Consider the following 18,148-nt stretch of genomic DNA (forward strand, 5'->3'; position numbering starts at 1 on the left):
ATCTTCGAAAGTTTTACATCCTGAATTCCTTAAAGAGAAACAAAATCATCTAACCTTAAATCGAACTAAAAATGGCAACTATCAATTTTGGAGGAGTAGACGAAACCGTAATCACACGCGATGAATTTCCACTAGCTAAGGCACAGGAAGTGCTGAAAGATGAGGTAATAGCCGTGATCGGATACGGTGTGCAGGGCCCTGGCCAGGCGCTGAACCTGAGAGACAACGGGTTTAACGTTATTGTGGGGCAGCGTAAAGATTCCGCCTCCTGGGAGAAAGCAAAGAGCGATGGCTGGGTGGAAGGCGAGACGCTTTTCACAATTGAGGAAGCGGCAGAGCGCGGAACAATCATTGCTAACCTCTTGTCGGATGCCGGACAAATTGCGGTGTGGCCAACACTACAAGAAAGGCTGAAGCCAGGCAAGACCTTATATTTCTCTCACGGATTCGGCATCACCTTCAAAGAGCACACCAGCATTGTGCCATCTGCCGATGTTGATGTAATCCTGGTAGCGCCAAAAGGTAGCGGCACTAGCCTGCGCAGACTATACCTGGCTGGCGGCGGCCTGAACTCTTCTTTTGCCGTGTATCAGAATGCTACTGGTAAAGCTTATGAGAAAGCGGTAGCAATGGGTATAGGTGTTGGCTCTGGCTATCTTTTCGAGACTGATTTTAAGAAAGAAGTATACAGCGACCTTACAGGTGAGCGTGGTGTGCTGATGGGTGCCCTGGCAGGAATCATCGAAGCTCAGTACCAGGTGCTGCGTCAGCGTGGTCACTCTCCGTCCGAGGCGTTCAACGAAACTGTAGAAGAGCTTACTCAAAGCCTTGTGCCATTGGTTGGTGAAAACGGTATGGACTGGATGTTCTCTAACTGCTCAGTTACCGCACAACGTGGTGCCTTGGATTGGAAAGGCAAATTCAGAGAAGCAACGCTTCCTGTGTTAAATGAATTATATGACAGCGTAGCTTCTGGTAAAGAGGCTGAGCGCACCATCCAGCGTGGTTCTACACCAGGTTACCGTAAGGAACTGGAGGCAGAGCTGACGGAGCTGCGTGAATCAGAATTATGGCAAACAGGAGCAACGGTACGTAAACTCCGCTCCAAGTAAACAAAGTATGATGGATAAAGATGTAGCTGTTGTTGATACCTTTGTGGCCCTGGAGAATGTGCAGAAGGCGGCCATGAACCTGAGGGGGGTGATCTACAAAACACCTCTGTTGCAGAACCATTGGCTCTCGCAGACATATGGTGCTAATATTTACCTGAAGCGTGAGGATTTGCAGGTTGTGCGATCTTATAAAATCAGGGGGGCATACAACAAAATCTCGACGCTGCCTGCTGAGCAAGCGGAGCGGGAGATTGTATGCTCGAGTGCCGGTAACCATGCCCAGGGAGTGGCTTATGCCTGCCAACTACTCGGTATTAAAGGCTACATCTTTATGCCTGCCAACACACCTGCCCAAAAGGTGGGAAAGGTACGGCTTTTCGGGAAAGACAAAGTAGAGGTTGTATTAATAGGCAACACTTACGATGATACCTACGCTGCAGCGAAAGATTTCTGCGACAGCCGTGGCTGTACCTTCATTCACCCCTTCGACGATATGGCTATTGTGGAGGGACAGGCAACCGTGGGACTAGAGGTACTGCAGGATGCTCATTTCTCCATCGACTATTGCTTTATGCCGATAGGTGGCGGTGGTTTGGCATCTGGAGTAGCCAGCGTGTTTAAGCAGCTGAGTCCGAACACGAAACTCGTAGGAGTACAGCCGCTAGGAGCACCTTCCATGTACAAATCTATCAAGGAGGATAAGCGGCAAGCGCTGGAAAGTATAGAGAGCTTTGTAGATGGTGCCGCCGTTAAATGCCCTGGCGAGCTAACTTTTTCGCTTTGCCGTGAGCTTTTAGATGATGTGGTGCTGGTGCCGGAAGGGCAGGTTTGTGAAGACCTCCTGAAGATGTATAACGAGGAGGGCATTGTGCTGGAGCCAGCTGGTACGCTTACCGTGTCGGTACTGAAAACCTACGCCGATAAAATTGCCGGTAAGAATGTAGTCTGCGTGATAAGCGGCAGCAACAATGATATTACCCGCATGGAGGACATCAAGGAGCGAGCCATGCAGCACCAGGGGCTGAAGCACTACTTTATGGTTACGTTTAACCAGAAGCCTGGAGCACTCCGTACTTTCGTAAATCAGGTGCTGCACCCCGGAGATGACATCATCCACTTCCAGTACATCAAAAAGAACAACAAAGAAAAAGGACCTGTATTTGTCGGTATAGAGGTAAAGCAGCCACACGATGTAGAAAATATTAAGCACCGTATGGCAGAAGAAGGTTTTGCTTATGAGTACCTGAACGGCAAGCAAGACTTCCTGAATTTGTTGGTGTAAGTCAAGGACTCATTCTAAGTATAAATCTCCATCGGATGTATGTCAGGTGGAGATTTATATTTTAACACAGCAGCAAGAGGAGCTAAGCTTTAAGCACTTACAACGAAGGTACACTATCAGGCTCTACTTTACTGAAACTATAGTCTCTCCCAGTTTATCTGAAAAACCACTCCAATTGGTAGTGCCGAATGGGAAAATGTGTTCTCGCGGACGTGGAGCTATCAGGCACTAGCTATGGAAACAGTTGTCAGTGAGGCCGTGGATGAAACACCACCACGCTAGCGCAAGAATTAACCCCAATAACCTATGCCCAGTTCTCAACCTATACTTACCCTTGATAACATCACCGTTCGTAACCTGAACAAAACCCTGTTTACTAACCTTAGCTTTACAGTAAACAAAGGCGAACATTGGGCGCTAATTGGAGAAAGTAGTTCTGGAGCAACAGACTTGTTGCAAACTCTAACCGGTAAGTATAATGTAACAAGAGGCAGCATAAGCCATACTTATTATGAAGAGTATCTGCAGCGGAACCCGCAACAGACGCTACCTTTTACCCATCATGACTTGCTGGCAGAGGTGATGCAGAAGCATAACTTCAAAAACCTGTCCTCCAACTCTACGGAGTTTTATTATCAGCAACGCTACCATGCTTCAGACTCAGAAGATGCCCCTACAGTAGCAGCTTATCTTTCTGATAGCAAACCCGCCACTACTATACCTTCATTTTGGACACAGGAACAGGTTGTGCTTACTTTCAGCCTGGAAAAGCTACTGGATAAGCAGCTGATCAAGTTATCGAATGGTGAAACCAAGAGATTGTTGCTGGCAGCTGCATTGCTGAAGAACCCCAAAGTATTGCTTCTAGACTATCCACTGACGGGGCTTGATGTAGAAACGCGCTCTATATTCAGTAAGATTATCCAACAAATTACCAAGTCTGGTATAACTGTTATCATGAGCGCTTCCGCTACTGAAGTTCCGGCAGGAATAACACATGTAGCTATCATGGAGGATCACAAGATAGGGCAGGCCATACCTCTGGCTTTTTACACGCCTGCGCAGGTAACAACTACTCTGATTGATACTATAAAAGTACAGGAACTGCAGGAGCTACTTTATACTGATTCGGCAGCACAGTTCGACACTATTGTGCAGATGGAGGATGTATCAATCAAGTATGGCGAAAAGCTAGTGCTGGACAGTATAAACTGGCACATTCAGCAGGGCGATCAATGGGCACTTTTGGGGCATAACGGCGCAGGTAAGTCTACTTTACTTAGCCTGATCACAGGAGATAACCCGCAGTCTTACGCTCAAAAGATCGTCCTCTTTGATCGCAGAAGGGGCAGCGGTGAAACTATCTGGGATATCAAGAAGAGAATCGGTTTTGTGTCTCCAGAGCTGTACCAGTACTTCCCACACCAAAACACTTGCCTGGAGGTGGTGGAATCCGGCTTTCATGACACATTAGGCCTTACGCGTGGTAGTGATGCAGTTAATGCGGAGAAAGCCTTTCGTTGGATGAGGATTTTTGGGATGGAGCAAGAAGCACACAAGTTGTTAAGGGACGTATCGACTGACGTACAACGGCTATGCTTGCTTGCCAGAGCGATAGTGAAAAATCCGCCCTTGCTTATTTTAGATGAGCCTTGCCAGGGTATGAATCAGCACCAGAAGCTACAGTTTAAAAAACTACTGGATACTATCTGTACTCACAGTAATACCACACTTGTCTACGTAACGCACTACCCAGAAGAGATTCCTGATTCGGTAACTAAAGTGCTGCAGTTGAAGGAAGGAAAAGTTGTAAGCAGGGAAATCACAGAACTGGTTGAGTAGAGACAAGAAAGTAGAGTTAACTCATTTCGGGATACAGCGACAAGCCTATCAGGCGATAGTACAGGAAAACTTTAGAAAGGCCTCTTGGGCAGTTCTAGTTGGGAGTTCATCTTTTTCTCAATGCCTGAAGTACAATGCTGATAAAACAGAGGCGGCTCCTGTATCAGGAGCCGCCCCTGTTTTATGCATGCTTTACGAGCTACAAGACAACATCGAGCATCCAGCTTTCTGAGTTGCCCATCCCGGTCTGGTTTCGAAGAATTCATCAAACTTATCAGAATATGGCTCTTTAACTGCCTCCTGCAGTTTTTCGAACAAGGCCGTTGCCCCTTTCTCCAGCTCCTCAATTGCCTGGTGCAACAGGTAATTCCGAAGTATAAAGCGAGGGTTTGTTTGGCGCATTAGCTGCTGTGAGTCCTGCCGTTTAATCGAGTTCCTGTTCAGACGATCCAGGTATGCTGTTATCAAAGTATAAAGCTGCTCGCTTTCCTCTTCCTTCAGATCATCATAAAGACACTCTTTAAAATAATCTGCCACTTCCTGAGCACTGCCCATATACAGCGGCAGGTCGATGAGCAGCTGGAAGAAAATGGTCATATCCGGCTGAATGGAGGCGAGCGCTTTCTCAAACTGCGTAATCAGGTCTACATCGCCACTGCTCAGTTTATCCAGGCCTAGCTTGTTGGCCATCATGGCATAGTACTTACGCCAGTATACTTCCTTAAAAGTCTCCAAAGCAGGCAGCAGTTGGTCTTTTTCTACCAAAGGCAGGAGCGCCGCTGCAAGGCAACCCAAATTCCAGTAGGCTATACTTGGCTGCTTGCCAAAAGCATAGCGTCTGCCCGGAAGATCGGTAGTATTAGGCGTAAAGTCAGGATCGTAGTTGTCCAAGAATGAGTAGGGGCCATAGTCAATGGTAAGACCAAGTATAGACATGTTGTCGGTGTTCATTACACCGTGTACAAAGCCTACGCGCTGCCACTCCACCATCAGGCTGGCTGTACGCTCCACTATTTCCTTAAACCAGGTAATTACTTTATCCTCGCCCTGGATATGCGGGTAATAGCGCTCTATAGTCCAGTCTACCAACTGGCGCAGGTTTTCCTTCTCCTTACGTGCGTTCAGCATCTCGAAATTGCCGAAGCGCAGGAAGCTTGGTGCTACTCGCATCACAATGGCTCCTGGCTCATAGGCAGCATTACCGTTGTAGAACATATCGCGCAGCACAGGTTCACCGGTTGCCACCAGGCTCAGAGCCCGTGTGGTAGGCACGCCCAGGTAATGCATGGCTTCACTCATCAGATACTCACGCACCGAAGAACGTAGTACGGCACGCCCATCAGCACGGCGGGAGTAGGGGGTAAGACCAGCTCCTTTTAACTGCAGTTCAAAAGTTTTGCCATTAGCAGCTTCCCACTCGCCTAAGGTGATAGCCCGGCCGTCGCCAAGTTGGCCGGCCCAACCTCCGAACTGGTGCCCGGCATAGCAGGCAGCGTAAGGATACATAGTATCGGTAACGTTATTACCCCCAAGTATATCAATATCCTGCTGTGTCTCAGGTTTTTGTATACCTAGTTCCTCAGCTAATTCTGCTGACCAAGCCAGTAAGGTGACTTTCTCAACAGGCGTGGGTACGGCTTTACTGTAAAGCACTCCTGGCGTCTGTCGTGGCGTCAGAATGCCACTGTGGTCTCCGGGAAAGGTGCTTACAAATTCTTTCTTATATGTTTTGGAGCTTAGGCTCTGCATCTGTGTCTGTTATTTTAAGTTCAGGCCGCCTGAAAAGGCAGCATAAAGTATAAATCTACTGTAGATTATTTTAACAAGTATGAAGGGGGAATAGTTGAGTTATACCGAAATTCCTGTCAAAGCACATTTTGTGGCAAATTACTTTGTGCTACTTAGGTTCTGGGGACGGTGTTTTAAAAAGCATGGGAAACGGCTGGTGCGGCAAGAAAAATATCTAATACGGAACGTGTGACGTATCTACTTTGGAACCATAAAATAAAGCTACGAATAATGAAGAATGCAAGCTCTAACACCTCGCTGCGAAGCCTGATAAAAGACCCTTCTCAACTGGCTGATATCGTTCGGGACCCAAAGAGTGGTATCGACTTTTACAATGGCCTTTCTGCTAAAGAACAGCAGTATATCGTTTTTGCTGCCGCAGCAGGACTTATCGCCTACGGCATCTATCTGGGTAGACAAAACAAATAGCAAGCCCAGGCTTCAAAAGTACGGTTTTTGATAACCGTACTTTGACATTCAATCAAAAGGTTCAGGCTTTTTTACCGCCTGCCTTTTCCTTTCTTTGCTTTGTGCCTATCTGCTTTTATCTGCTTAAACTCTTCATTTGATACTGTTACAGTATAATAGGCCTCAGTTAAAATAGTCAGGTCTAAGTCAAAGTCGTAGGTAGCAGTAACAGCGAGCTCTTTGTTTGGGTTTAGCTCATACCCTTCACCTACCTTGTCATAAACTTCAAACTCATACTCACCCTCCTCCAGGTGTTTGTTTGGTATGCGTGCCAGGCAGTCGCCGGTAATTACCAGTGGCGTGTCCAGGTCATCTTCAAAATTGAATGGCTGGAAATACTTTCCGTCTTTTTTATGTGTGAGGTACTCCACACGGTCTATATGGATTTCAATTTCCTTGTTGCCACTGTCTCTGCTGGTCTTGATATCCTGTAAGTTGCCCTTTAGTTTCATATGCTATATTATACTGTGTTAGCCCGCTTTTCATACGATGTAGTTGCAAACTTAAGTAAAATGCCCAGCAAGGCGGGTAGGCATGTCTAAAATAAACTCAGTAAGTTTGCTTAAGCAAGCACAAAAAACTATGTCACAACCAAAACTCTTTATGCTCATGCTGGGCTGCAGGCCAGCCGGAAGAAATACCGAACAGCATGATATGTTCTTTAGTATCGCCGACTCTGTTAAGGATCTGGTTCCTGAAATAAAAGCTTTCTGGCCAGAGGCTAAAGGCAATATCCATGTGGATGCCTGGCGGGAGGTAACACAGGTAAACGGCCATAGTATAAGTGTAGTACCGAAAGAAACAGGAGAGCCAGCTGCTGATGCAGAGAAGCTTTTTTTCCTGAACCTAGGCGGCTATAAGCCAAATGAGTTCGACGAGTTCCACTATAAAATGCTGGCCGTAGCACAAGACAGTGCAGGTGCTGTAAAACAAGCCAAGAGTACTGCCTTCTATAAGCACACCGGCTTTAAAGGTGCCACCTCTCACATCGACGATAAGTTTGGTGTAGATGTGGACGAGCTGTACCCGGTGCAGGATATTCTGCCAGAGGAAGTAAAGCAGAAGTATAGCCTCAAGATTACTCTAGGTGCAGGTGGCGCAGAAGATGAAATGCACCTGGGCTATTTCCAGCTACATAAGCTATAGATGGCCGTTTCTTGCTAAGGAATGAGGGTGTAGGAGTAGTTGCTCTATCCTCATTTATCAGCTCAGAAACAAACATGCTTTAGCCTGCTGCGTTATTAAGGGGAAGTGATATAACCAAACTACAGAACTATGAACAGAAACTTTGGAAATAACAACGGCCCCAATAAAAACCATTACGCCGACTTTGACGAGCATGGAAATCCGCGTACAGGCAATATCAACAGCCTCTCCCGCTATAATCCTGAAAACCGTTACCCAGGGTCAGAGCAGCAGCACAGGCACAGAGGCGATTTTAGTAATTTCCGAGAGCAGTATGAGCCTGACAACCGTCATGGCGACCGTACCACCCATGCAACACGCGCTTACGGCGATTTTAGCCGGGGCTCACGCTACGGCGAAGGCGGTAGCATTTCCGGCGGCGGATCGGCTTATGGCCACTCATACTATGGCTTGTCTGGCAACGAGGGGCCGCGCATAACGCAGCACGACATGAACCGCTCCGACAGCAGGCAGTACGATGCCTACGGCGATTATGAGCACTACCGTAACCGCGACCAGGGAATCAGGTTCGGGCGCAGCAGCGACGGTGGTTACATCAATGATAACAGAAACAGGGATAATCGCGGCGCAAACTACTATGACGACAGCTATCCTGGCTCACAGCGTGGTATGGGAAATGGCAACAGAAGCGACGATAGCGGGTACAGCATTGGCGACTTTGGCCAACGCTACGAAGACAGACAGCGCAATTACTTTAGCAACCGTGATGACAGGGACCGTGATCGTGGCTACAGATCAAGTGAAGACGATCGAGGCTTTAGTGAAGGCCGTAGCCGGCACAGTGGTCGCCGGAACCATGACTGGTAACATAAATATGCCATTGCCTAGAACTGTGGCTTAGTGCTACATACAAACAGCCGCTTCTTCAAACGAAGAAGCGGCTGTTTTCTTTAGGGAATATTCTAATCAAGTTTACTCCAGTTCCACCAAAACAATGCTGGCGGAGTTAATACAGTACCGAAGCCCAGCCGGCTCAGGTCCATCATTGAATACATGCCCCAGGTGGCAATCACATATGTTACACATAACTTCTATGCGGCTCATGTTGTGGCTGTTGTCGAAAGTATACTTAATGGCACCTCTGGATGCAGGTTGTGTAAAGCTGGGCCAGCCGGAAATAGCATGGTACTTCTCTGTTGAGTTAAACAGTATACTTCCGCAGCAAACACAGGCATATACTCCCGGGTCGTAGGAACGGCAGTAAGCGTTGCGGTAGGGTGGCTCGGTATCCTTTTGCCTGGTAACCTGGTACTGTAGCGGGGTAAGTTGCTGCCTCCATCCCTCTTCGCTTTTTTCCACTCTTCTGGCAGGCTCAGGGTTGCTGTACTTGGCGTTCTTGATAATGTCAATCCAGCGGAGCATGGTGTTGGGGTTTAGCTTTTAGGTGTAAATGCAAAAGCCCCGGGAGTACCCGGGGCTTTTGGTATACATAGGAAGTATTTATTAGTCTTTTTCGTTGCCTAAACCCTCATTGCTCTTATGGCCTTTCAGTGTGCTGGCATTAGGCTGGTTGTTACGGAACTCCTTATCGGTGCTGTCAGCTCCACGGGTAGTTGTAGTCGGGTTCTGGTTTGAACCTTGTGGGCTGTTCTGATTCGGGGTGTCTTTTCCTGCTTTTGCACCAGCACTATTGCCCTCACGGCTCGGTTTGTTTTCACCACGTGTATTATCGGCACCACCAGCAACAGGGCCTGTATCTCTTCCTTCTGGTCTTCCGCTCACGTTACCACCTTCTCCGGCATGCGTCTTCAGCTCATTGCTCTTATTATTATCTGCCATAATTGTTTCTCTTTGGTAAAACATAAAAATCAATACACCGGGCAATCCGGGGTATTCAATTGTACGGATGAATCAAAGGTTTAGGTTGGAGAAAACGTCCTGTTGCCTTGTCTGCATAGTAGCTTTTTGTTTAAAAGAACCTGTATACAGCATACGCAAGTGCTTTGATCATTGTGTACGGAGGTTAGGGACTAGCTTAATAGAAGAAGGCTATATACAGGGTTAACTTTATATAGTTTCTATACGTTTCTTGTGGTGTATGTATTTAAGCAATAACTAGTTAAATATATAGCTAACCATCTGTAAAAACTTAAAGTAACAGCAAACTATGGAAAGATTTTTAGGTAACTACAGCCCTTATTTATATGCCATCCTGCGCATAGTGGCAGGTCTTATGTTTGCTATGCACGGAAGTCAGAAACTGTTTGGCTGGCCTGGCGATGGAAACACAGTGGAGCTATTCTCGATGATGGGGCTTGCTGGCATAATAGAGTTTGTGGGCGGGTTGATGATAGCCTTAGGGCTGTTCGCCAGTTGGGCAGCGTTTATTGCCAGTGGTCAGATGGCGGTTGCCTTTTTTATGGCTCACCTTCCTCAAGGCTGGAACCCTCTCCTAAACCAGGGCGAACTAGCGCTGCTTTACTGTTTTCTGTTCCTTTATATTGCTTCCAGGGGGGCTGGCATTTGGAGTGTGGACGGGGCAAGGCACACAGATGCAAGAGACAGTGCCACCATGCATCGCCGGTATTCCTGATGCCATTCAGCTTGTTATTCTACTTCTGACTCATAAATCACTCACTGTTACCAAGTAGCGTCCACCGTTGCCATACTTCCTTTTGTCTAATCTTCGTATGAACAAGAATCTTAGCAAGAGGAAGGTATGGTTACAGAAAGATCTAAGTATAAAACAGGCCGCCTGACAGCAAGGACCGCAAACGGTAGTGGCGCAGATGTCTTTACTACTGGTGTGCAGCCTTTAGGACTGGGTAACAGGAAAGACGGCTTGCTGTATGTGCCGCAAGGCTATGATAACAGCAAGCCTGCTGCACTGGCTGTTATGCTACATGGAGCCGGAGCTCCTGCTGAACAAGGTTTATCGCTGCTGCAGCAGTATGCGGATGAACATAACATCATACTGGTGGCACCGGCCTCGCGAAAGTACTCCTGGGACATTATTGCCAGCGAAGGCTTTGGACCTGATGTCATCTTTATCGACCAGGCACTTTCGCATGTATTCGAAAACTATAGTATAGATCCGGCTCATCTGGCCATAGGTGGCTTTTCTGATGGTGGGTCATATGCGCTTTGCGTTGGGCTGACAAACGGGGACCTTTTTACCCACATCATCGCTTTCTCGTCTGGCTTTGTTTTTACTATGGAGAAAAATGGAAAGCCAGAGGTATTTATATCCCATGGCATAGACGACCCCGTGCTGCCCATCGATCCTTGTGGCAGGCGCATCGTTCCCCAACTAAAGCAGCAAGGCTTGGAAGTGAGCTACACAGAGTTTGATGGAGGCCACGAGATTCCTAACTACATTTCCGGAAGTAGTGTAAACTGGTTTCTTCAGCAGGAGAAATAATTACTTGCCTTCTGGTCCGTCAGCTACGTGATCGGCATGGAAAGCGCCTCGCTGCCCCAAGGGTTCTTCCTGTCCAACAGTGGTGTCTCTTGCAGTTTGATGCTCTAGTTCAGAGTTGATTTCGGCGCCTAAGAGTATGATAAAGCTGGTAAGGTTAAACCACAGCATCAGGATAATGACAGCAGCCACAGGACCATAAGTCTCACCATAATTGCCGAAGTTGTTTACGTACCAGGAGAACAGCAGCGAGCCTAGCAGCCAAAGCACTGTAGCAATTCCTGAGCCCCAACTCACCCATTTAAACTTCGGGTTATCACGGTAAGGAGCTACTTTATAAATGAGTGCCAGCGACAGCATAATGATTAATGCTAGTAAAGGCCATCTGCCCCATTCGATAAGCGTCTGCACAAAACCTGGTAACCCTAAATTTCCTACCAGTGCCGGAAATCCAACCAACAAAGCAAAACAAAGACCGCCCAGTACGATTCCCCCAACAGTAAAGAGAAGTGTAATAGCGTTAAGCTCTATAAAGCTCCTGGTATTTCGTTCATCATAAGCAATGTTGATGCCTTCAAACAGCGACTTTGTGCCGCTGTTGGCGCTCCACAAACTTAGGAGTATACTTAGTGCCACGCCCCAACCAAGCGTTGAGCTTGAGTTTTGCGCAATGCTTCTCAGCCTTTCTGTCAGCATCTCGTGTGTTTCGCTTGGCAGTACAGCAGTTAGCTCTTCTATGTGCTGCTCAACTGCAGCTGGGTCTGTAACCAAGCCATAGATAGAGATGATGGCAGCCAGAGTAGGGAACAATGCCAGGAAGAAATAGAATGCTACGCCGGCAGCTACAATGCTTATATTGTCTGTGCCTAATTGCTCTTTTACCCTAAGCATCACTTCTTTCCATCCTCTTCCGGGTATCTGATGTGGCGCTTCAGCCTCTCTTCCTTTTGTGTCTTTCATAGTTTCGTAGTGTTCGTTGCATAGTTATTTATAAAACGGAGTGCAATTTCTATGGTTAATAAACTTGAGCCAGATTTAAGGAGTTGGGGTACAAACGGCTGGTTTGAAAGGGGCTTTAGCGTGTGAGTAAAATATGCCTTCAACTATAAGTTCTATTGTTTGCCATGAGTGGTGCAGAGAAACTTTGCTAATGCAGCCTCTGTTTTAACAGCATGGCAGGAATAATAACATTGATAGCAGCAGGAGCCTTACTCGTAGTATGGAGTAGCGTTTCAACATCTGATAGCACTACAGAATTTAGCTTTCACAAAGAGCCGCATGGCACGTGGTATATCGATTTACCTGACTACCCAGGGCCTAAGGGAGATTTGGCTATGGTGGCAGGTGCCGACGACATGCTGGACTACCTTGCAAAAGGGAAAACACGTGTAGAGGTCGAGATGAGTGAGCAGCCCTTTGCAGGTGCACTAGAACTGGTGCGGGTAAAGCTGGGAGAGCCGGGAGGCGGCGCGTTTTATAAACCCACTAACCACCAGATTGAGTCTGTCTGGCTGTGTGATGTGACTTTGTATGCTTTAGGTAAGTTTCCGGAAAAAATCTACTTTAAGGCAGTAGGTTAAACTAAATGCTACGCCACCGTTTAGCTAGCTTCTATATCTTCGTCTTCATTGCCTAAAATGTACCCGTAAGGCTTTAGCTTCGGAATCCGGTCAAATAGTACTTTGAGGCTGGCAAACAGCGGTACAAACAAAATCATGCCGGGCACACCCCAAAGCAGGCTGCCGAGCAGGATAACCATTATAGTTGCCAAAGGATTGAGCTTTACCCTTGAGCCTGTGATGTAGGGGGTTAGCAAGTTTGCCTCTACAAGCTGCGTCACCATAAAGAAAACCAGCACCAGCACCGGGTAAATAAAAGAGTCTTTCATAAGCAAAGCAAAGGCAATTGGCAGAGCAATGCCAAGGAAAGATCCAAAGTATGGAATTAGTCGCAGCAGGGCTGTAACCAGGGCAAAAAGTATAGCATGTTCAATACCAATTGCCCAAAAGCCAAGTGCATATACTACTGCCAGAATGGAGATGACGGTAAAAGTGCCTTTCAGGTAATCATGTATGATGCGCGATATTCTACCAAGTATAACTTTTGATTCTTTCTGCCCCTCAAAAAGGCGAAGCCTGACAAAGAAGTTCTGAATCCGTTGCTGGTAGATCAGGAAAAAGAAGGTATAGGTAAGGATGATGAATATGAATAGAAGTATAGAAAGCCCCTGCACTACAACGTCTCTCAGGCCTTTATAAACAGCTTTAGCTATATCAGGTTTCTTTTCTTCAATGATCTCTTCCTGTTCATAGCGCGGGATATCAGTTGTTTTGTACAGTAACCACTGCAGCCTGTTAGTTTTCTCTTCCAGCTTCTGCTCCAGCCTGGGCATATCTGCTTCCAGGCTCTGAATCTGGTAAAAAATCAGTGCGCCGATTATAATCAAAGAAGACAGTAGAACCAATATTGATGCAATGGCAGCTGTAGACTGTTTCAAGCCATAGCGCTGCAGCCGGTGTACCATAGGGTACAGCAACATGGCAAAGAAAGCGGCAATGGCAATGGGCAATAGGAAGGGTTTACCAAAGTACAGGAACAGGGATACCAACAGTATCAGCAGTAGTCCTTTATTAAACAGGCTTAGGTTAAGTCTTTCTGTATTCATCTTTGAAGAAAGGTAAACGCAAATACCTGAATGTTGTTTTTCCGTAGCAACCTAAGCTATTGGTAGCAGCATGTTAGCCAGAACCACAATCTTGTTAAGGCGTAGAACCTTTAACATCCTACTTCTCTGCCTTACTTAAAAGTAAGGCAGAGAAGTAGGAGCTTGATTAACAGACTGCCTGGTGGTGTGCCAGGCACTATTACTTAGATACAGTTATGACAGGAAAGGCAGTTTTAAATGGTTTGTTGGCAGGACTGGCTGGAGTAGCAGCAATGACCCTTGCCGAAAAAATAGAGCAGCAGTTTACCAAGCGCCCCAATTCTTATGTACCCGCTCATACACTTGAGCGGTTGCTGCGTCGCTCTGGTAAACCTGACTCAGATAACCTGGCGCTAAACTGGTCGATGCATTGGGGAGAAGGAATTCTACTGGGCATTATCAGAGGACTTATGGCGGAAGCAGGGTTTCGTGGGCCGGTAGGGTCCTTTATGTTCATGAACCTGCGCCTGCTAAGTGATCAGAGCCCGGAGAATGCTACTGGTGCGGGTGCACCACCCTGGACCTGGCCAAAAGACGAACAGGGAATAGACTTGCTACACAAAGCAGTTTATGCCTTCGCAACGGGTGCCGTAGCCGACTTACTTATTGATGGTCCTGCCCGACAACCTGTAAGCAGAGCCGGTTGGACAGTTGGAGAAAAAGCCTAAAGCCAAAGATGGTTGAAGCTACCGGACTAACTGCTGAGGTACAGCCTGTAGTTCTTAGGATAATATACCAATAATCTAAAACCGGCCTTTTGTAAAATCAAATGGCCGGTTTTATTTTTTACCAGCCTCATATTCAGAAAGTACCTCTGCTAACGCCCGTTGATAGTCGGGGTTCTCGTTCATGCCGTTATGCCTCTGGCCTTTTAATGTTATCACCTTGTCGGTTGGCTTCAGGTGCGCCTTTAGCTTTTCAGAGGAGCCGGGGTAGATTATCTCGTCCAGGTCACCATGGAATAGAACAACAGGAGCCTTAACTTTCCCTATGTATCGGTAGGTTTCAAGTTTATACTTTAGCAGAAAAGTGGGTACAAAAGAGTAGAGGTTTTGCATCAGGTCCACTAGGCTGTAGTAAGGAGCCTGCAGAACCAGGAGTTTCGGCCTGTTATCTGAAGCCAGTTTGGTAGCTGCTCCTGTACCGATAGAGTAGCCAACAATCACTATACTGTCTTCAGCATAGCTATCTTTCAGGTGGTCATAAGCAAGCTGAACGTCATCAAAGAACTGTGCCTCACTACTAATGTTTCCCCCACTTTTGCCATAGCCACGATAGTCAAGTATAAAAATATCATAGCCAAGGTCTGTGTAGGTTTTGGCTATCCAGCCCCAGGAGGCAACGGACCCTGCGTTGCCATGCAGGTAAAATATCAGTCCTCTGGGTGCAGGAGTTTTAAACAACAAGCCATGTAGGTGCACACCGTCCTTCGCTGGTACAAAGATTTCCTCAAATTCCTGATTAAACCCAAAAGTATAATCCTTCGGGAGCTTCTCCGGAAAGAAAATCATACTTTCCTGTTGAAAAGACAATAGACTCATAAGCAGCACATAAAGAATTGCTAATACAGCGACTGTTGTTAGAATAGCTTTGTACAAGACTCTACTATGCTGTTATTAATCTGCCTGCATACTTAGTGCCTTGCCTGCACCTAACTTCAGCCTGATGTACTTCTCTACGGATACGATGATGTTTAGCAGTACACCTGCACCAACTATGCGTAGCACCTGCATGACATCGAGCGGGCTGGAATTAAACAAAGTGTTCATGAAAGGCAAGTAGATGAACAGGGCCTGAAACAGGAACATGGTGGCGATGCCATAGTACACCCACATGTTTGTAAAGAAACCAATGTCGTATGTTGGCCTTATCAGGGAGCGGCAGTTTAAAAGGTAAAAAGCCTCCAGCACCACAAAAACAGTAGTAGCCACTGTCTGAGCTTCAGCTACCGTAGCGCCGTGCTTAATTTCATATAGGTACAAACCAAATGCTGCTACCATCAGAAGAAAGCCTACCAGCAGGGCTCGCATAACCAAGTCGCGTGTTAAAATAGGCTCATTGGCAGGGCGTGGTGGCCGATCCATGATGCCCGGCTCCTTGGGTTCGAATGCCAGCGTGAGGCCCAGCAATACGGCTGTAGTCATGTTTATCCAGAGTAGCTGCACGGGTTGTACAGGCAATTGTGCCCCGATAATAACGGCCGCAAGTATAACCAGCCCTTCACCCAGGTTGGTGGGTAGCGTCCAGACGATAAACTTGGTCAGGTTGTCGAATACGCTTCTGCCTTCTTCTACAGCTCCTTCTATAGAAGAAAAGTTATCGTCAGTGAGCACCATGTCAGAGGCGTCTTTGGCTACATCGGTGCCTGTTATACCCATTGCAATACCGATGTTTGCCTGCTTAAGGGCAGGTCCGTCATTCACGCCATCGCCTGTCATGGCTACAACGCGGTCACGTGCCTGCAGTGCTTTTACCAACCGTAGCTTCTGGTCGGGAGAAACGCGTGCGAATACGGAAGTTTTTTCTGCAACTTCCTCAAGTTCTTTATCTTCGATCAGCTGCAGTTCTTTACCTGTGATAGCCTTAAGTTTGCCGTTTATCTTTTCTCCCTTCAGGCCAATCTGGCTGGCAATAGCTGCGGCTGTAGCGGCATGGTCCCCAGTTATCATTTTAACATCTATACCGGCATGTTGGCAAAGTTTTACAGCCTCCACGGCTTCCTGGCGCGGAGGGTCAATCATACCCTGCAAGCCTAAAAAGATGAGTCCGGATTTGGTGTCTTCGTGTACTATGTCGTGTGTGCTTTCCGGCACCTCGGCCATAGCAAGAGCCAACACCCGAAGTCCTTCACTGGCCATTTCTTCTACTTGTTTGTTTATGGCCCCTGTGTCCAGGGTGTCTGTCTCACCATTCGGTTTCAGGGCTTTGTTGCTGCGCTCCAGCACGGCCTCTACAGAACCTTTAAGGTAAATAATATGGCGATTGCCTCCGTGCAAGGTAGCCATGTACTGATACTCTGATTCAAAGGGTATAACATCTTTGCGCGGCAGCTCACGCACGAGCTTTTCTTTCTCGAAACCTGCCTTGCTGGCCGCTACTTCCAAAGCGCCTTCGGTTGGGTCACCTTCTATTGCCCACTGCCCGTCTTTTTCTTTAACATTACTGTCGTTGCACAACAGGCCGGCCACGAGACATTGCTCCAAGGCTTTGTTGGTGCTAAGGTCTACCTGCTGCCCCTCATCTACTACTTCTCCCTCAGGCCGGTAACCGAGGCCTTTTACTTGATAGACTTTTCCTCCTGCCATAATCTGCTGTACCGTCATCTGGTTTTCGGTGAGGGTGCCTGTTTTATCTGAGCAGATCACGTTGGTGCTGCCAAGGGTTTCCACCGCCACCAGTTTTCGAATGATAGCCCTGCGTTTTGCCATTTTTGAAACTCCTAGTGCCAGCATAATGGTTACAGCTACTGGTAAACCTTCCGGTATGGCACCTACAGCCAGGGCAACGGCTATCATAAATGCCTCGCCTATGCTCTCGCCACGCAGCATTACTGTTGCAAACACTATCGCGGAGAGCCCTAGTATCACCCAAAGCAGTAAATGGCTGAACTGCCTGATGTTTCTGGTAAGCGGTGTTTCAAGATCCTGCGCGCCCGCAATGGACTTCTGAATTTTACCAACTTCGGTATGGTCACCGGTTGCAACGACTACTCCCGTAGCCTGCCCGTAGGTAACAACCGTTGAAGAAAAGCCCATAGAGAAGCGGTCACCAAGCACATTATCGGCTTCTACCGGTGTGACATTCTTCTCAACGGCTACTGATTCTCCGGTAAGGGCTGATTCATCCACTTTCAGGTCCCGCTCTTTTACCAGGCGCACATCCGCCGGAAATTTATCTCCTGCTTGTACAAGCACTACATCTCCCGGTACCAGTTCCTGCGCGTCAATTTCCTGTTTATTCCCGTTGCGCATTACGTGTGCCTTGGCTGTCATACTTTTAGCCAGGGCATCAATAGCCTCCAGTGCTTTTGACTCCTGCACATAGCCAATGATGGCATTTACAAACACTACAGCAAAGATGACAATGGCATCCGTATACTCTTCCAGCAGAATAGTTACCACCGTTGCAGCAAGCAGAATGTAGATGAGCGGCTGATGAAACTGCAGCAGAAACCTGACCAGTGCACTCTGCTGCTTTTTGGGTGTCATTACATTGCGGCCATAGCGTGTTTGGCGTTTTTTTACGTCTTCATCGCTTAGTCCTTCAGCAGCGGAAACCCCCAGTTTTTCTATTACCTCCTCAGCGGACAGGCTGTGCCAAGGGTGAGGTTTATCAGTCGGCAAATGTTGTTTGCTTACTTTTTTTTCTTCCGTTACATTCATGGTAAG

18 protein-coding genes are annotated in these 18,148 nt (G+C 47.3%); 10 read left to right on the forward strand and 8 right to left on the reverse strand.

What is annotated here, in order from left to right:
- Positions 1–71: 71 nt before the first annotated feature.
- The 3 genes from ilvC (at position 72) to PKOR_RS13925 (ending at position 4,236) form a co-directional block, all read left to right on the forward strand.
- The gene (gene ilvC / locus PKOR_RS13915) at positions 72–1,112 is read left to right on the forward strand and encodes a ketol-acid reductoisomerase (RefSeq protein WP_046311515.1); all 1,041 of its coding nucleotides are present in this window, start codon (positions 72–74) and stop codon (positions 1,110–1,112) included.
- A 7-nt stretch (positions 1,113–1,119) separates the two neighbouring features.
- Positions 1,120–2,394, forward strand: a complete 1,275-nt coding sequence (gene ilvA / locus PKOR_RS13920; RefSeq protein ID WP_148561693.1) for a threonine ammonia-lyase IlvA — start codon at positions 1,120–1,122, stop codon at positions 2,392–2,394.
- Positions 2,395–2,700: 306 nt separating this feature from the next.
- On the forward strand, positions 2,701–4,236 hold the full coding sequence (locus tag PKOR_RS13925; protein ID WP_046311517.1) for an ATP-binding cassette domain-containing protein: 1,536 nt from the start codon (positions 2,701–2,703) through the stop codon (positions 4,234–4,236).
- A 192-nt stretch (positions 4,237–4,428) separates the two neighbouring features.
- Here the strand turns inward: PKOR_RS13925 and PKOR_RS13930 are convergent, their stop codons facing one another.
- On the reverse strand, positions 4,429–5,985 hold the full coding sequence (locus PKOR_RS13930) for a protein adenylyltransferase SelO (protein ID WP_046311518.1): 1,557 nt from the start codon (positions 5,983–5,985) through the stop codon (positions 4,429–4,431).
- A gap of 270 nt (positions 5,986–6,255) precedes the next feature.
- On the opposite strand from PKOR_RS13930, the gene PKOR_RS13935 reads away from it, so the two are divergent.
- A complete protein-coding gene (locus PKOR_RS13935) occupies positions 6,256–6,453 on the forward strand; it encodes a hypothetical protein (protein WP_046311520.1) in 198 nt (65 codons plus the stop codon).
- Between the two features lie 71 nt (positions 6,454–6,524).
- Here PKOR_RS13935 and PKOR_RS13940 read toward each other — a convergent pair whose 3' ends face one another.
- Positions 6,525–6,944, reverse strand: coding sequence for a hypothetical protein (locus PKOR_RS13940; RefSeq protein ID WP_046311521.1), 420 nt, complete (start codon positions 6,942–6,944; stop codon positions 6,525–6,527).
- A 130-nt stretch (positions 6,945–7,074) separates the two neighbouring features.
- Here PKOR_RS13940 and PKOR_RS13945 point away from each other — a divergent pair, with 130 nt between their 5' ends.
- Together PKOR_RS13945 and PKOR_RS13950 are read left to right on the forward strand one after the other, a co-directional pair.
- A complete protein-coding gene (locus PKOR_RS13945; RefSeq protein ID WP_046314503.1) occupies positions 7,075–7,638 on the forward strand; it encodes a DUF1543 domain-containing protein in 564 nt (187 codons plus the stop codon).
- 129 nt (positions 7,639–7,767) lie between these two features.
- Entirely contained in the window at positions 7,768–8,505 is a 738-nt protein-coding gene (locus PKOR_RS13950; protein ID WP_046311522.1) for a hypothetical protein, read from the forward strand.
- A 105-nt stretch (positions 8,506–8,610) separates the two neighbouring features.
- On the opposite strand, the gene msrB is transcribed toward PKOR_RS13950, so the two are convergent.
- A complete protein-coding gene (msrB, locus tag PKOR_RS13955) occupies positions 8,611–9,060 on the reverse strand; it encodes a peptide-methionine (R)-S-oxide reductase MsrB (RefSeq protein WP_046311523.1) in 450 nt (149 codons plus the stop codon).
- Positions 9,061–9,141: 81 nt separating this feature from the next.
- Positions 9,142–9,477 (reverse strand): hypothetical protein, encoded by a 336-nt coding sequence (locus PKOR_RS13960; RefSeq protein ID WP_046314504.1) that lies wholly within the window; start codon positions 9,475–9,477, stop codon positions 9,142–9,144.
- 328 nt (positions 9,478–9,805) lie between these two features.
- On the opposite strand from PKOR_RS13960, the gene PKOR_RS13965 reads away from it, so the two are divergent.
- Positions 9,806–10,231 (forward strand): DoxX family protein, encoded by a 426-nt coding sequence (locus tag PKOR_RS13965; protein ID WP_046311525.1) that lies wholly within the window; start codon positions 9,806–9,808, stop codon positions 10,229–10,231.
- A 126-nt stretch (positions 10,232–10,357) separates the two neighbouring features.
- On the forward strand, positions 10,358–11,059 hold the full coding sequence (locus PKOR_RS13970) for an alpha/beta hydrolase (protein ID WP_046311526.1): 702 nt from the start codon (positions 10,358–10,360) through the stop codon (positions 11,057–11,059).
- Here PKOR_RS13970 and PKOR_RS13975 read toward each other — a convergent pair whose 3' ends face one another.
- Positions 11,060–12,016 (reverse strand): YihY/virulence factor BrkB family protein, encoded by a 957-nt coding sequence (locus tag PKOR_RS13975; protein ID WP_046311528.1) that lies wholly within the window; start codon positions 12,014–12,016, stop codon positions 11,060–11,062.
- 212 nt (positions 12,017–12,228) lie between these two features.
- On the opposite strand from PKOR_RS13975, the gene PKOR_RS13980 reads away from it, so the two are divergent.
- Positions 12,229–12,636 carry a DUF6717 family protein gene (locus PKOR_RS13980; RefSeq protein ID WP_046311529.1) on the forward strand — a complete coding sequence of 136 codons (408 nt, stop codon included), beginning with the start codon at positions 12,229–12,231 and terminating at the stop codon, positions 12,634–12,636.
- A 20-nt stretch (positions 12,637–12,656) separates the two neighbouring features.
- On the opposite strand, the gene PKOR_RS13985 is transcribed toward PKOR_RS13980, so the two are convergent.
- Positions 12,657–13,721 carry an AI-2E family transporter gene (locus PKOR_RS13985; protein WP_046311531.1) on the reverse strand — a complete coding sequence of 355 codons (1,065 nt, stop codon included), beginning with the start codon at positions 13,719–13,721 and terminating at the stop codon, positions 12,657–12,659.
- Positions 13,722–13,936: 215 nt separating this feature from the next.
- Here PKOR_RS13985 and PKOR_RS13990 point away from each other — a divergent pair, with 215 nt between their 5' ends.
- Positions 13,937–14,428: a hypothetical protein gene (locus PKOR_RS13990; protein WP_200897369.1), complete on the forward strand. Its 492-nt coding sequence runs from the start codon at positions 13,937–13,939 to the stop codon at positions 14,426–14,428.
- 111 nt (positions 14,429–14,539) lie between these two features.
- On the opposite strand, the gene PKOR_RS13995 is transcribed toward PKOR_RS13990, so the two are convergent.
- Together PKOR_RS13995 and PKOR_RS14000 are read right to left on the reverse strand one after the other, a co-directional pair.
- Positions 14,540–15,271: an alpha/beta hydrolase gene (locus PKOR_RS13995; RefSeq protein WP_235336400.1), complete on the reverse strand. Its 732-nt coding sequence runs from the start codon at positions 15,269–15,271 to the stop codon at positions 14,540–14,542.
- Positions 15,272–15,376: 105 nt separating this feature from the next.
- Positions 15,377–18,142: a cation-transporting P-type ATPase gene (locus tag PKOR_RS14000; RefSeq protein WP_084694799.1), complete on the reverse strand. Its 2,766-nt coding sequence runs from the start codon at positions 18,140–18,142 to the stop codon at positions 15,377–15,379.
- Positions 18,143–18,148: the final 6 nt, after the last annotated feature.

Source organism: Pontibacter korlensis, assembly GCF_000973725.1.
Taxonomy (GTDB): domain Bacteria; phylum Bacteroidota; class Bacteroidia; order Cytophagales; family Hymenobacteraceae; genus Pontibacter; species Pontibacter korlensis.